This is a genomic window from Bacteroides sp. Phil13, from assembly GCF_001940965.1.
Lineage (GTDB): Bacteria > Bacteroidota > Bacteroidia > Bacteroidales > Bacteroidaceae > Bacteroides > Bacteroides intestinalis.
The window spans coordinates 232,385-246,333 of record NZ_MSHA01000010.1; the positions used below are offsets into that span (position 1 = coordinate 232,385).

At 43.7% G+C, this 13,949-nt stretch carries 18 protein-coding genes and 1 pseudogene; 11 read left to right on the forward strand and 8 right to left on the reverse strand.

All coding sequences use genetic code 11. From position 1 onward, the window contains the following. Positions 1-65: 65 nt before the first annotated feature. Positions 66-1,346, reverse strand: coding sequence for an O-acetylhomoserine aminocarboxypropyltransferase/cysteine synthase family protein (locus BWI44_RS02055; RefSeq protein WP_007667750.1), 1,281 nt, complete (start codon positions 1,344-1,346; stop codon positions 66-68). Between the two features lie 224 nt (positions 1,347-1,570). Between BWI44_RS02055 and BWI44_RS02060 the strand changes: the two genes are divergently transcribed. After that, a complete protein-coding gene (locus tag BWI44_RS02060) occupies positions 1,571-2,611 on the forward strand; it encodes an N-acetylmuramoyl-L-alanine amidase family protein (protein WP_195208298.1) in 1,041 nt (346 codons plus the stop codon). A gap of 9 nt (positions 2,612-2,620) precedes the next feature. On the opposite strand, the gene BWI44_RS02065 is transcribed toward BWI44_RS02060, so the two are convergent. Further along, positions 2,621-3,502 carry a DMT family transporter gene (locus BWI44_RS02065; RefSeq protein ID WP_195208297.1) on the reverse strand — a complete coding sequence of 294 codons (882 nt, stop codon included), beginning with the start codon at positions 3,500-3,502 and terminating at the stop codon, positions 2,621-2,623. Positions 3,503-3,710: 208 nt separating this feature from the next. Here BWI44_RS02065 and BWI44_RS02070 point away from each other — a divergent pair, with 208 nt between their 5' ends. Further along, positions 3,711-4,565: a DUF6845 domain-containing protein gene (locus BWI44_RS02070; RefSeq protein ID WP_195208296.1), complete on the forward strand. Its 855-nt coding sequence runs from the start codon at positions 3,711-3,713 to the stop codon at positions 4,563-4,565. A gap of 9 nt (positions 4,566-4,574) precedes the next feature. Here BWI44_RS02070 and BWI44_RS02075 read toward each other — a convergent pair whose 3' ends face one another. Further along, the gene (locus BWI44_RS02075) at positions 4,575-4,997 is read right to left on the reverse strand and encodes a DUF2867 domain-containing protein (protein WP_195208295.1); all 423 of its coding nucleotides are present in this window, start codon (positions 4,995-4,997) and stop codon (positions 4,575-4,577) included. Between the two features lie 135 nt (positions 4,998-5,132). Between BWI44_RS02075 and BWI44_RS02080 the strand changes: the two genes are divergently transcribed. Then, a complete protein-coding gene (locus BWI44_RS02080) occupies positions 5,133-5,567 on the forward strand; it encodes a GNAT family N-acetyltransferase (protein WP_138293022.1) in 435 nt (144 codons plus the stop codon). Between the two features lie 109 nt (positions 5,568-5,676). On the opposite strand, the gene BWI44_RS02085 is transcribed toward BWI44_RS02080, so the two are convergent. After that, positions 5,677-6,537: an AraC family transcriptional regulator gene (locus BWI44_RS02085; RefSeq protein WP_138293021.1), complete on the reverse strand. Its 861-nt coding sequence runs from the start codon at positions 6,535-6,537 to the stop codon at positions 5,677-5,679. 185 nt (positions 6,538-6,722) lie between these two features. Here BWI44_RS02085 and BWI44_RS02090 point away from each other — a divergent pair, with 185 nt between their 5' ends. Then, a complete protein-coding gene (locus tag BWI44_RS02090) occupies positions 6,723-7,427 on the forward strand; it encodes a TIGR02757 family protein (RefSeq protein WP_025834540.1) in 705 nt (234 codons plus the stop codon). A 24-nt stretch (positions 7,428-7,451) separates the two neighbouring features. On the opposite strand, the gene ung is transcribed toward BWI44_RS02090, so the two are convergent. Further along, complete coding sequence (gene ung, locus BWI44_RS02095) at positions 7,452-8,114, reverse strand: uracil-DNA glycosylase (RefSeq protein WP_025834538.1); 663 nt, start codon at positions 8,112-8,114, stop codon at positions 7,452-7,454. A gap of 248 nt (positions 8,115-8,362) precedes the next feature. On the opposite strand from ung, the gene BWI44_RS02100 reads away from it, so the two are divergent. The 3 genes from BWI44_RS02100 (at position 8,363) to BWI44_RS02110 (ending at position 9,997) form a co-directional block, all read left to right on the forward strand. Then, positions 8,363-9,166, forward strand: coding sequence for an AraC family transcriptional regulator (locus BWI44_RS02100; RefSeq protein WP_195208294.1), 804 nt, complete (start codon positions 8,363-8,365; stop codon positions 9,164-9,166). A gap of 120 nt (positions 9,167-9,286) precedes the next feature. Further along, entirely contained in the window at positions 9,287-9,664 is a 378-nt protein-coding gene (locus BWI44_RS02105) for a VOC family protein (RefSeq protein WP_021968346.1), read from the forward strand. Positions 9,665-9,721: 57 nt separating this feature from the next. Then, entirely contained in the window at positions 9,722-9,997 is a 276-nt protein-coding gene (locus BWI44_RS02110) for a putative quinol monooxygenase (RefSeq protein ID WP_007667714.1), read from the forward strand. An 85-nt stretch (positions 9,998-10,082) separates the two neighbouring features. Here BWI44_RS02110 and BWI44_RS02115 read toward each other — a convergent pair whose 3' ends face one another. The 3 genes and pseudogenes from BWI44_RS02115 to BWI44_RS02125 all read right to left on the reverse strand — a co-directional run bounded on the left by BWI44_RS02115 (position 10,083) and on the right by BWI44_RS02125 (position 10,843). Continuing rightward, on the reverse strand, positions 10,083-10,238 hold the full coding sequence (locus tag BWI44_RS02115) for a hypothetical protein (RefSeq protein ID WP_225663220.1): 156 nt from the start codon (positions 10,236-10,238) through the stop codon (positions 10,083-10,085). Between the two features lie 45 nt (positions 10,239-10,283). Further along, positions 10,284-10,475, reverse strand: a pseudogene (locus BWI44_RS02120) (DUF3795 domain-containing protein); the annotation flags it as partial. Beyond that, the gene (locus tag BWI44_RS02125; RefSeq protein WP_007667691.1) at positions 10,475-10,843 is read right to left on the reverse strand and encodes an MmcQ/YjbR family DNA-binding protein; all 369 of its coding nucleotides are present in this window, start codon (positions 10,841-10,843) and stop codon (positions 10,475-10,477) included. The gene BWI44_RS02125 and the pseudogene BWI44_RS02120, both read right to left, overlap by 1 nt. 87 nt (positions 10,844-10,930) lie before the next feature. Here BWI44_RS02125 and BWI44_RS02130 point away from each other — a divergent pair, with 87 nt between their 5' ends. The 4 genes from BWI44_RS02130 (at position 10,931) to BWI44_RS22275 (ending at position 13,336) form a co-directional block, all read left to right on the forward strand. Next, positions 10,931-11,107, forward strand: coding sequence for a hypothetical protein (locus BWI44_RS02130; RefSeq protein ID WP_182424535.1), 177 nt, complete (start codon positions 10,931-10,933; stop codon positions 11,105-11,107). Between the two features lie 18 nt (positions 11,108-11,125). Continuing rightward, a complete protein-coding gene (locus BWI44_RS02135) occupies positions 11,126-11,899 on the forward strand; it encodes a DUF5131 family protein (RefSeq protein WP_195208475.1) in 774 nt (257 codons plus the stop codon). Positions 11,900-11,983: 84 nt separating this feature from the next. After that, complete coding sequence (gene msrB, locus BWI44_RS02140; RefSeq protein WP_195208293.1) at positions 11,984-13,042, forward strand: peptide-methionine (R)-S-oxide reductase MsrB; 1,059 nt, start codon at positions 11,984-11,986, stop codon at positions 13,040-13,042. A 66-nt stretch (positions 13,043-13,108) separates the two neighbouring features. Next, positions 13,109-13,336 carry a GNAT family N-acetyltransferase gene (locus BWI44_RS22275; protein ID WP_349815141.1) on the forward strand — a complete coding sequence of 76 codons (228 nt, stop codon included), beginning with the start codon at positions 13,109-13,111 and terminating at the stop codon, positions 13,334-13,336. Positions 13,337-13,949 lie beyond the last annotated feature (613 nt).

Consider the following 13,949-nt stretch of genomic DNA (forward strand, 5'->3'; position numbering starts at 1 on the left):
TTTCTTAATATACGTAAATGTGGATAATGTGGCTCGTTAGTACTATTGATTATAAGAATCTGCTCTTACGCGTTCAGCGCCTGTTCAATATCTGCAATGATATCATCCGCATTCTCGATACCAACCGAGAAACGGATCAGGTCGGGACGTACACCGGCTTCCATCAATTGTTCGTCCGAAAGTTGACGGTGCGTATGGCTGGCGGGGTGCAGCACGCAGGTGCGGGCATCGGCTACGTGGGTGACGATAGCTGCCAGTTTCAGTGAGTCCATAAATTTGATGGCTACTTCGCGGCCTCCTTTCAAGCCGAAGGTGACAACACCGCAAGAACCGTTTGGCATATACTTTTGTGCCAGTTCGTGATATTTGTCTCCGGGCAGGCCACAGTAATTAACCCATGCCACCTTATCGTTCTTGGAAAGATATTCGGCAACTGCCTGTGCATTCTTGCAATGTTGCGGCATACGCAGATGGAGCGTTTCAAGACCGATATTCAGCAAGAATGCATTCTGCGGAGACTGAATGCTGCCAAGGTCACGCATCAACTGTGCGGTAGCTTTGGTGATATAAGCCATTTTGCCGAAAGCTTTTGTATAAGTCAGGCCGTGATAAGATTCGTCGGGCGTACACAATCCGGGGAATTTGTCGGCATAAGCATCCCAATTGAAGTTTCCGCTATCCACGATGGCACCGCCTACGCTGGTGGCATGACCGTCCATATATTTGGTGGTGGAATGCACCACGATATCGGCACCCCATTCGAACGGGCGGCAGTTAATAGGAGTCGGGAAGGTATTGTCTACAATCAAAGGCACGCCGTGGCTGTGGGCGATGCGGGCGAACTTTTCGATATCGAGCACTTCCAGCGTCGGGTTGGAGATGGTCTCACCAAACAGTGCCTTGGTGTTCGGGCGGAAAGCGGCTGAGATTTCTTCTTCCGGTGCGTCCGGGTTGACGAAAGTAACTTCGATGCCCAACTTCTTCATTGTCACACCGAAGAGGTTGAAGGTTCCACCGTAGATGGTAGATGAACAGACGAAGTGGTCGCCTGCCTGACAGATATTAAAAATAGCGTAGAAGTTGGCAGATTGTCCGCTGGATGTCAGCATGGCGGCCACACCACCTTCGAGGGCGGCTATCTTGGCGGCAACGGCGTCATTCGTAGGGTTTTGCAGGCGGGTGTAGAAGTAGCCGTTCTCTTCAAGGTCGAAAAGGCGTGCCATTTGCTCGCTGGTTTCATACTTGAAGGTTGTACTTTGGTAGATGGGGAGTACGCGGGGTTCACCCTTCTTTGGAGTCCATCCGGCTTGTACGCAGAGTGTCTCCGGTTTTAATTGTTTTGCCATAATGCTATCTATTTTTATAGTTTCTTATCAATTAACGCATTTATGGGCGCAAAAGTAGGGAAAATAATTGTATTTTTGTCCGCAACAGTTGAAGTAATTTGTAAAAGCTACAAGCTACGAGCTACGAGTGACAAGTACCTTTCGGCGTGGCGGCCGGGCAAACAAAGCGTAGCAACTTGTCACCCGTAGCATGTAGCTCGTAGCTCATTAATACCAAGGATATTATGGTTCGGATATTATTTTTGTTGTTTATATCTTTTTTCCTGTTTCTTACTCCTTTCCACGTTTCGGCGCAGGAGGAAAGGGCTGCACCGAGGTCTGGTGAGGGTATTTCGGCCTTCTTGCAGCGCAATAAGCGTCCCGGTAAAGCCTACTATCTGGAGTTCCTTGAACTGAATAAAAAGCAATTACGCGGAAAACAGGAATTGCGCTTAGGGGTGAAGTACCTGCTTCCGCCACTGAAATCCAAAACCGAAACTGCTGCTAATTCATCTACTTCTTCTGCCTCTGCTGCCGGTTCCGGCAAAACAATTCATGAACCTCTTTTCGGAAAAGAACTGGCTAAAGTCCAGGTGACCGGTAACCGTTTGAAGGGTGCCTGTTTCTATGTGGTCAGCGGACATGGAGGACCCGACCCCGGTGCTATCGGTAAGATAGGGAACGTTGAACTCCATGAAGATGAATATGCTTATGATGTCGCCCTACGTCTTGCCCGTAATCTGATGGAAGAGGGGGCAAAGGTTTATATCATTATTCAGGATGCCAAAGACGGCATTCGTGACGACCGCTACCTTAATAATAGTAAGCGCGAAACTTGTATGGGAGACGCTATCCCTCTGAACCAAGTGGCTCGCCTTCGTCAGCGATGTATCAAAATCAATGAACTTTATAGAAAAGACCGCAAGAACTACACCTATTGTCGTTCCATCTTCCTGCATGTGGATAGCCGCAGCAAGCGACATCAGACGGATGTATTCTTTTATCATGCCCCCAACAGTGCCAACAGCAAGCGTCTGGCAACTACGATGAAGAATACTTTTGAGTCTAAGTATGATATGCATCAGCCCAATCGCGGCTTTACGGGCACAGTAGGCCCGCGCAATCTGTATGTATTGGCCAATTCTACTCCTGCCGGGGTTTTTGTAGAACTGGGAAATATTCAGAACACCTTCGATCAACGCCGTTTCGTAATCAGTTCCAATCGCCAGGCTTTGGCGAAGTGGATGATGGAAGGCTTTATCACCGATTATAAGAGGAGTAAGTAATCACTCTTATCAGCTTGTTTTCTTCTCGTGCATAATGACGACGGTGACCGCCGTCAATATCAGCAATATGCCCAGACCAGTGCCCGGAGTGAAACTTTCTTTGAAGACCAGACATCCGATAGCTACCGCCGTAAGAGGTTCTAAGGCTCCGAAGATGGAGGTCAGTGTAGGACCGATGTACTTGATGGCTTTCACGAGCGTGATATTTGAAATAGCTGTTGCCGGTAGTGCCAGTCCGAGGATATTCAGCCATGTTTGTCCGCCTGTTGCCAATTGAATACCGCCTGTCAGACTTCCCCCTATAATAAAGAATAAAGCGCCCAGCCCCATGACGTAACAAGTCAGTGCGGTAGATGGGATATGAATGGCACGGCTCTTACGTACTCCGATGATATATCCGCCGTAAAAGAATACGGATAGCGTGGCGGCAATCAGCCCTGTTGTGGTATTTCCACCTTTAAAGTCTATCTCTCCCGATGATAACAATGCCGCACCTGCCAGCGAAATCAGTACGGCAAACAGAATGGAGAATGATTTCTTTTCCCGGAAGAAGAATATCATGGCGAGGGCAACGGCCAGCGGATACATGAAGTGAATGGTAGATGCCACTCCGCTGGCGATATGTTGGTAAGCTATGACGAGGCTTAGTGAAGTTGCTGCCCGGAGCAGGCTCAATACAAATACGGTTCCCCAATCTTTCCGGCTGATACGGAAAGTTTCTCTTAATAGTACACCGAATATTCCCAGAGTGAGTGAAGCGATTCCCCAACGGTAAGTAAGCACTTCGAAAGAGGAAAAGCCTGAAGCCAATAAGGATATGGTGAAAAAAGGGGCTAATCCGAATGTGGAGGAAGAAGCTGCCGCGTATATATAACCTTTTATGTTGTTCATGGTTCCGATTCAAATTTTCATACAGGATTCTGGAATCTGCTGCAAAAGTACAAAATACAAAGGTGAAAAAATCCATAATCGAGAGCAAAATCGCTTTTATATTGTTATAAGCTCAACATCGGCTGTGTTCTTAGTTTATAAGGAGACTGTTTCCTTGTCAACTAATAAGTTGAGTGTTTACGAAACTGAAATTAAAATGAAAAATTCTATGAGAAAGAAATTGTTAGTCTTGGGCGCATTTGTAAGCGCTGTTATGTTGGTATCCTGTACGGGCAGTAAGAAGGAGGCGGTGATTTATACCCCCGAAGAGATTGCAGATGCAGGGCAAGTGATGAAATATTACGATACTTCATTGGCTCTGTTGAAGAATATGGTGAAAGAGAGAGACATAAATGCTGTTCTGGGGTATATGGAACAACAGTCTAAGGTGCAGATGTTTTCGCATATCATGTCTCCAGTCATTTCAAAGAAAGATTCTGCGGCGGTGATGCAGCCGGGTGATTACTTTGGCGATGACGTGCGGCAGAACCTGATACAGAACTATACTGAACTTTTCCAGTCAAGAGGGCAGTTCTATGCTAATTTTAATAAATACCTGTCTCTGCTGAAAGAGAAGAAGACGGAAGGAATAGCGGATTTGCTGAATGATAACTATGAACAGAGTGTGGAGATGTCCGAATGCAAGCAGAACATATTCGATATTCTGAGTCCTATCGTTGGGCAGGCTCAGCAAGTCTTGCTGGTAGAGAATCCGGTGAAAGAGCAGATTATTGCAATGAAAAAGATGAGCCTGACAATGCAGAGCATTATCAACCTCTATGCTCGCAAGCATGTGGAAGACAAAGCCCGTCTGGACCTGAAGATTATGGAACTGAGACTGCAACTGGACACAGCCGAGAAACTGCCTGCCGTGAAAGGGCATGAAGAACAGACAGAGAAATTTAAGGATTTCTTGTCGAAAGCCGAAGAGTTCATGAAGATAGTACAGGATATCCGCCAGAAGAACTCATATACTGAGGAAGACTTTGATGAAATCAGTAGCTACGGATTGAGTATCATATAATTATACCTATTATATAAGCTCTTTCACCACCCGCGGCACAATCATCTTGTGGAAAGGTTTGATAAAGAAGAAGTAAACTTTTCCTAACGCATTGTGATACTGAACCACTGTCGTCACGTCTATCAGGTTATTTCCTATCTTGGCAATGGAAACATAAAACAACAGATGCTTGTCGTCCTTCCTCATGATGGCTTCGTTCTCTGTATCTTCTATTATATAATCTTCCGATGTCAGGATGTCTCCGCCTTCGATACCGAAAGGCTTCACCAGGATATTTCTGACTTTGTAAAGGAAACTAAGCCATGCCGGAGAGTGATTGAATATTTTCTTGATTAGTTCCTTAGGAACAATCTGTTCCGCAGGTTTGCTGGCCTTGATAACGAATGTATCGTGATAATCTGCCGGAAGGAATTTATCGATAAGCTTTTCCATAGTCAGAATAGAGGGGATTAGTTAAGATGCACTTATTTCTGCAAATGTAGTGTTTCTGGGCGAAATAATCGGGATATTTGGGCAATCAATACATAAATTCAATATCTTTGTGATTTACCGTAATATTAGATTCCTATGACAATTATCCGAAGATTAGAACTGCCTGAATATGAGAATGCCACAACACTTTCATTGCAAGTGTATCTTCAGTGTGGCAAAGACGATTTTGACGAACAGGGGCTGGAAAGTTTCAAAAGCTTTGTCAATGATAAAGCAGTGGTGAACGGGCTGGTCATTTATGGCGCGTTCGATGAAGATAATCTGGTGGGAGTGCTGGCTACGAAGAACCACGGAGAACATATTTCTCTCTTCTTTATCAAGGAAGAATATCACCGGAAAGGCATAGGACGGAAACTTTTTGACGCCCTTATTGCAGATAATCCCGTACCCGGAATGACGGTGAATTCATCTTCGTATGCTGTTCCTTTCTACAGAAGTCTGGGCTTTAAAGAAGTGAAGGAACCGCAAGTGACGAATGGGTTGAGATATGTACCGATGAAAAGAGAATAAGAGAACTGATTTTATTACCATTTATTTCTGTCATCCTGAGCTTGTCGAAGGATCTCCTCTTTTGCGCTTATGAAGGGGATCCCCCGACTACACTCAGTCTGGCGGACGCTTATTCCACCGGAATATAAATCTCCGTCAACAACTCCTCCGGTTTTGTCTCGCACGGATCATTCAAATAGCGTTCTGCGCTCGGTTCATCTCTCAACGTACATTCCATTTCAGGGAGAAACTTTCCGTAAATCGTGTCGTATACGCTTTGCAGATGTTCATAAGAGCCTTTATAGGTAAACACTGCATAGCGTCCGGCTGGCAATTGCTTGAAGCCGATATCACCTTTCGGAGTTACGGCGATAGGCATCACCATACAGACGTCAGTGCGCAATTTATCGGCAGGCGTCACCTTCGGATCATCGTGATAGATGCAATATGGAGACATATCGCCCATCGGCAGCTTTTCTTCTTTGATGAACTGGAACAAACGCATCCATGTGCCACCGTAATCATTCAGTTTATAATCTCCGAACAAGCGGATATAAATCACATTTCTGGCGGGCACTTCTCTTATTTCTTTCTTTAACTCTAAATCGGGTCTGATAATTGCTGGTTTCATAATTACAAAGTTTTTATTGTTACGATACTCATTAGGTGAAATTCCGTAGAACTGTTTGAATACTTTCGACAGCGATGACGGTGAGGAATACCCGATGCGGTAAGCGATGTCCGCTATCGGCAAATCCGAATAGCGCAACAGGCGGGCGGCGGCTTCAGTTCGTGTCCGGACTATGAACGTCCCGATGGGCTCACCCAGAAATGCTTTCATGATGCGGTGGAAATAGAACGGAGAGAAATGAGAAATCTTGGCCAATGATTTCAAATCTATCTCTTCTCCAAGATGGAGGTTGATGTAGTCTACCACTGCATTAACACACTTCTGATACTCTTCACGCGTTGTCTTCTTACTATGTTCCATAGGTTCTTTATTGAATTTCACGATGCAAAAATAAGGGGAAATAGAATAGGGGACTTGTCCAAAGTTGCTATAAATTCAATATCTTTGAAATAAGATAAGCGGCATCTCAGCATAACTTTTTCATGCAAGCATGAAAGTTCTGCATTCGATTTGCATTATCTTTGCATCCTCCTGATCTTAAAGAAATGACCAAAGATATAAAAAAGAAACTACAAGAGTGGGCTGCGACCTATCATTGTGCCGATTTTATTCAGAATGACCCGGTACAGTTCCCCCATCGCTATACGCTGAAGCAGGATATAGAAATCAGCGGACTGCTGACCGCCATCATGAGTTTTGGCAACCGCAGGCAGATTCTGAAGAAAGCAGATGAATTGCATGCGTGCATGGGGGCATCTCCTTATCAATATGTTCTTTCGCGTCGGTGGGAGAAGGATTTCCCTGTGAAAGAGCGGCGCAGTTTTTACCGGATGCTTTCGTATGCGGACTTCCATTCTTATTTTGAACGCCTGCATACGGCTTATTCGGGTTATGACAGTCTGGAAGATGCATTGCTGGTATATCCGGGAAAGCCGATGGAGAAGCTTTGCCGGTTTCTGGAAGTTTCGTACAAAAGTCCGCAGAAGAAACTGAATATGTTCCTGCGCTGGATGATACGGAGAGGACCGGAAGTTGATTTCGGTATTTGGGACAGTTTTGATTGCCGGGAATTGATTATTCCTTTGGATACACACGTCTGCCGTGTAGCCCGCTTGCTGGAACTGACCGAGACGGAAACCTTTTCTCTGAAAAACGCACAAAGGATAACTGCCGCATTGGCGGAAGTATTTCCGGATGATCCCTGTTTCGGAGACTTCGCTTTGTTCGGGTATGGGGTGAATAATAAATAGTTAGGTTAAAAACACTTTACCGGATTACCAATCTATTTCTTGAATCCCTCTGCTTCTCAGAAACTCATTGGCCTTGCTGAAGTGTTTGCAGCCGAAGAAACCATAATCGGCAGATCGGGGAGAAGGATGGACTGTGGTCAGCACAAGATGTTTTTCCGGATTAATTAAAGCTGCCTTTTCTTTGGCATACGCTCCCCAAAGCATAAATACCAAATTTTCCCGTTCGTCACTTAATTTCTTGATAACTGCGTCAGTAAATGTTTCCCAGCCCATATTTCGGTGCGAACCTGTTTCGTGAGCACGTACTGTGAGGACGGAGTTCATTGGAAAAACACCTTGAGCTACCCAACGGTCCAGATTACCGGAAGTCGGGATTGGCTTGCCTAAGTCCTGATGTATTTCTTTGAATATGTTACTTAATGAACCGGGAATAGCAACTCCTTCGGGGACAGAAAAGCATATTCCGTAATATTGTCCGGGGTTAGGATAAGGATCTTGTCCTAAGATGACGACTTTTACATTCTCAAAAGGGCACGAATTAAATACATGGAAGATAAGATGACCAGGTGGAAGAACATTTGTCCGTCCATATTCACTTTTTACGAAGGTCACTAACCTTTCAAAGTAAGGTTTGTCGAATTCTTCTTGCAGGCGTTTTTGCCAGCTTGCCTCTATCTTGACATTCATTGTTTTTATGCGTTTACAGGTCGTGATAGGGCAAAAGTACAAAAAAGTTGTTATGGGGGGCTCTGTTTCTTTTTCTTTCGTTGATATTTTCAGTCGTTTGCTTATTTTCAACTGCAAACTTTGCAGTTGGCGATACTCCATTTTACTGTAAACAGGCAGATCTTATAAATAATGTCCCTTTTTTACTATTCCCCCTAAAACCCTTTGCCTACCTTTGCCGCAATAATCAAATCCCGTATATTTGCACTATGCAAACTTTCCGTATCGTAAAACCAGCTCCTGCATTGTCTCCCTATATCCGTTACTACTGGATATTGCGGGATGATGCCGCTTTGCCGGTATCGGAACGTACCTTGCCCGTCGGCTGTGTGCAACTGGTATTTCATAAAGGCAAACGCTTGATGTGCCTACAAGAGTCGCGGTTGCAACCGCAATCCTTTATTAGCGGCCAGTCTTTCGGTTTCTCCGACGTCGTGTCGACAGGAGTTATAGAAATGATAACGGTTGTCTTTCAGCCCTATGCGGCAAAAGTCTTTCTGCAAATTCCCCTGCATCTTTTCAACGGACAGAATGTTTCCACGGATGAAGTGGAAGACAGGGAACTTTCCGATTTATCCTGCCGGATAACGGATACTCCGGATAACGACCAGTGCATCCGGTTGATTGAACAATTCTTTTTCCGTCGCCTGGCCTCCGGTTCCGAATATAATCTGAAACGGTTATCGACTGTTCTGGACGAAATCAATCTTCATCCGCAGGTAAACACTTTGCAACTTTCCGATGTAGCTTGTCTCAGCACCAAGCAGTTCGGCCGTGTCTTTACCGATTATATCGGTACCACCCCAAAAGATTTTCTTCGCATCGTGCGTATGCAGCGTGCCTTGTACGTCCTGCAACAGAATCCTGGCTCACCTTTCGCACAAGTGGCTTATGAATGTGGCTTCTCCGACCAGTCGCACATGATTAAAGAGTTTAAACTCTTCTCCGGTTACACCCCTGCGGAATACTTGTCTGTATGCGCTCCCGTTTCCGATTATTTTTCCACTCTCTAAAGACACTTTTTTTCTTCTCTCTAAAGATGTCCGTTTTCTTCTATGGAGGTTTCCCCTCTTGCCCTACTTTTGTCCTGTCTTTGCAAAGGCATAGTAATAACCCTTAAAAAAGAAACCAAAATGAAAAAGTTGATTGCATTTTTTGAGATTCCGGCTACAGACTTCCGTCGGGCTGTAGATTTTTATGAAACCGTGCTGAACATGAAACTTCCGGTCTTTGAGTGTGAACAGGAGAAGATGGCATGCTTCACCGAAGACGGTGAGACTGTAGGAGCCATCTCACAATCTTTTGACCTCCTGCCCGATTTTCAGCCTTCTGAGAAAGGTGTACTTATCCATTTCAATACGGATAACATAGCAACTACCCTTGAACGTGTGTTGCAGAAGGGCGGGAAAGTGCTCATTCCCTGCACGAAGATAGAAGCCGATGGCAAAGGTTATTTTGCAGTATTTGCCGATTCGGAAGGCAACCGCATCGGTATTTATGCAGACAAGTGAATCAGAGTTCCGACTTTTCTGTTTACATTTGCAGCGTACTTTTAAAATTCTACAAATATGATTAGACTGAATGTTTTTATTCAAGTAAGCGAAAGTAACCGTGCTGCGGTGTTGGAAGCTGCAAAAGAGTTGGTAGCATCTTCTTTGAAAGACAAAGGCTGCATTGCCTATGATGTTTTTGAAAGCGCTACCCGTAATGATGTCCTGATGATTTGCGAAACATGGCAGGATGCAGAATCGTTATCTGCCCATGAGAAAGCGGAACATTTCGTGACGTTGGTTCCCAAAATACAGGGATTGGCTTCCATGAAGCTCGAAAAGTTTGATTTCTGATATCAACAGAGGATATGCTCCACAAGGGGGGTATTCTCTGAACTTTTTGCCATAGGTGTGTCAAGATAACGGAAAAGATAGAAGGTTATTTCTTCTTTTCCTGTTTGCAATAGATGCAATAATCATAATGTACGGTTCTTAGTTTGCCGCAATCCGGACAAGTATATTTCTCGTTTTGGCTGACAATGAATGCTTCTTCTCCTTTCTGCCTGATGTAATCGAGGTTTTCAAGAATACTCATCTTATATCTTAGCTGGTACTGTTTGTCTAAATATTTCAGTTGCTTGCAGGGATATTCCATGCATTCAAAACAGTAATTTGTTTTCTTATCACAGTTGGATATAGCGCAGTTCAGACAACTTTTACGAATTACCCCAATTTTACTTCTGCAACCGGGGCACTTCTTTTTTACGTCCTGAAAGGCGTGGCATAACGTGCAATTGATACCACAAGGAGCAATTGTAGTTATGGACCCCATTATTTTAATGTGGTATAATATTCTTCCTGCTTCTTCTTAGGCAGTTTCTTTACCACCTCTTCTATGGAATGATTGATTAATTCCTTTATAAGACTGTCCGGCACATCACTCTCCAGGTAGATGGTAATCCAGTATTTCTTATCGGAGTAGGGGCCGAATGAAATACCGTTATACTGCTCCATCAGTTCTGCCGATCTGGCGGTATCGCATTTCGTATCCGCCCAGAAACGTCCCCCTTTAGGATTCAATGGGGCAAAAGTAAACATCTTATCCATGATTTTATAGACAAGTGTATGCTCGTCAAAGGGAAAACTCTCTGTTACCCCTTTGATACTTAAACAATATTCCCGATATTCTTCAATATTCATGATTTTACTCTTTTTTCATCTTATTCCGTCTCAAAGATACGATTTCTTTGCATACTTTTGTGAAAGTAACAATAAAAGCATAGAGCTATGGAGACAATAAACATTTTATCAGAAAATGAAAATTATACCGCAGTCAATATAGGCAGTATGAATGAACTGATGAAGCATACTTTAGTGCATTCAGTGAGCGGACGAATTGTAGAGGGTAAGGTTTTTTATATCATATTGCGAGGTTCCGGTTTCTTTCAAGTAGGTGAAAAGTGATAAAAGCAGATGTTGCGAATAGGTGTAAAGACGTCGATGTGGAATCCTTGGCACGGTTGTCATAAGTTTAGTACAGGGTGTCAGCATTGCTATGTTTATCGTACGGATGGTAAATATGGTAAAGATAGTTCTGTTGTAACAAAGACGGAAAAGTTCAATCTACCCATACAACAGAAGAAAAATAAAACATACAAGATACCTTCCGGTAATCTGGTCTATACTTGTTTTACTTCTGATTTTCTGGTAGAAGATGCTGACGTATGGCGTCCTGAAGCATGGGAGATGATGCGGTTGAGGCAAGATCTTCATTTCCTTTTTATCACTAAACGCATTGACCGGCTGAAGGATTGTTTACCTCCTGATTGGGGAGAAGGATATGATAATGTAACGATCTGTTGTACGATGGAAAATCAGGATCGGATTGACTATCGCCTGCCTATTTATAAGGCAGCTCCCATAAAGCATAAAATCATTATTTGTGAACCTCTTCTCAGTCGGATAGATTTCAGGGGAGAGTTAGGTGAATGGGTTGAGCAGGTTGTGGCTGGAGGAGAATCCGGTCGGGATGCCCGTATATGCGATTATGACTGGGTTTTGGAGATTCGTCGCCAATGCATAGATGCCAATGTAGGCTTCTGGTTCAAACAAACAGGCTCTTTTTTACTGAAAGAAGGAAAGGAGTTTAAAGTGGCCCGGCAGTTTCAGCATTCGCAGGCCCGTAAGGCAGAAATAAATTATGAGCCGGATCGCCCCTCTCTTATAGAAGAGAATACGGGTAATGTGACTTTGTAGTCCCCTGCGTTCAACTATCCTACCGGTTTGATTGTTATATATTCAATATATCAATAACATAAGATTTGTTGGAGAACTGAAGATATGAAACTACTCATATTTGTTTTTATATTGTTAACGAGTTGTCTGGCTTGTGCCAATAACCGCGCTGGGCAGACAGAAAAGAAAGAAGATATGAAATCAACTAAGGAAATTTATTTGGCAGGAGGCTGTTTCTGGGGAACCGAACACTTTCTGAAACTGATTGATGGCGTAGAGGCAACGCAAGTAGGTTATGCAAACGGCAATATTGCCAATCCGACTTATAAACAGGTATGTACCGGAACTACCGATTTTGCAGAAACCGTGAAAGTGCAGTATGATCCCGTGAAAGTGGACCTGCCTTTTCTTATAGATCTTTATTTCAAAACCATCGACCCTACCAGTGTAAACAAGCAAGGTAATGATAGGGGTACTCAATATCGTACAGGCATCTATTACACCGATCCGGCAGATTTATCGGTCATTCAGGAAACGGTACACCGTTTGGCTGCAACTTATACCCGTCCGCTGGCAGTAGAAATGAAGCCTTTGGAGAACTTTTATCCGGCAGAAGAATATCATCAGGATTATCTGGATAAGAATCCGGGTGGGTATTGCCATATCCATCCTGAGTTATTCGACTTGGCACGTAAGGCTAAAATGCAGAAGAAATCTGCCCCCGCTTATAGTAAACCGGATGATGCGGCCTTACGTTCCAAACTTACTCCGGAACAATATGCCGTGACTCAAAAGAATGCAACCGAGCCGGCTTTTCATAATGATTATTGGGATGAACACCGTCCCGGCATTTATGTAGACATCACTACGGGTGAGCCTTTGTTTGTTTCAACCGATAAGTTTGATTCCGGTTGTGGTTGGCCCAGTTTCTCAAAGCCGATTGACCGTAAACTTATTCAAGAGAAAATGGATACATCCCATGGCATGGTGCGTACAGAGGTCCGGAGTGCTGCAGGCGATGCCCACTTAGGGCATGTCTTTACAGATGGTCCGGCGGATAAAGGCGGTTTACGCTATTGCATCAACAGTGCTTCGTTGCGCTTTATTCCTAAAGATAAAATGAAGGTGGAAGGATATGGAGATTACATAGACTTGGTAAAGTGATGTTCCGTATCCGGATGATACTTATGTACGAAAAGGATGGAGTGCTTCTAGGGGTGTGGATATCTTATCCGTGTCCTTCCGGACAAAGAAATTTTAGATGTAGGAATGTGGGTGAATCCGGCATTTCGCAGGCAAGGGTATGCTACGCTCATTATTTCACATCTGAAGGAAACATGCTTGAAAGCGGGATATACTCCCATTGCGGGTTGTGCCGCTGATAATATCGCTTCGCGAAGAACGTTGGAAAAATGCGGGTTTATGACGAAGCATTGCGCTATCGTTTTTGAGTTTTAAAAACATTGTTTGCATTCGATATGTTATCATATCATAAATAAACAGTTTTCAAATAGTACGATTATGGCTAAAAAAGCCCTATTTGGAAGGTAAAGTATTTTTGTGGTAAAGGTTTCCATATTGTTTTGAGAAAGAGAATGAAGACTTGAATTGCGCAATGGAGTGCTTGTTGCAGTGTCACAGTTGTTTACGTGTGGAATATGAAGAGTGTATACCTTTCTTGACCCCATTAGTGCATCTGCTGGTCAGCAACAATGAGGGAGCAAGACTGTATGGATTTCGCGCACTTGCCAATACCCTGCATCTGCTTATAGATTTCATGGATGCGGATGGAAGTAGACATGTGATAAGCATTAAAGCGTTGAAAAACAGTTGTTCATGGTGCAAATCGAGTTGTATCTGAAGGACTGATTTCTGTTTCCTTTTTTGATTTCCAAATAATACAAAAACGGCTTTTTTCGCGAAAAGCCGTTTTTGGTATATTGGTATATATGTCGGATCTTTGCAGAGTCAAAAAGATAAATTATTTAAAACAGAATTAAGCAGAAATGAATAAGCACTTTTACCTTAAACATGAGATTATGGCCTCCAATGATCCCCGCATCCAGAACAT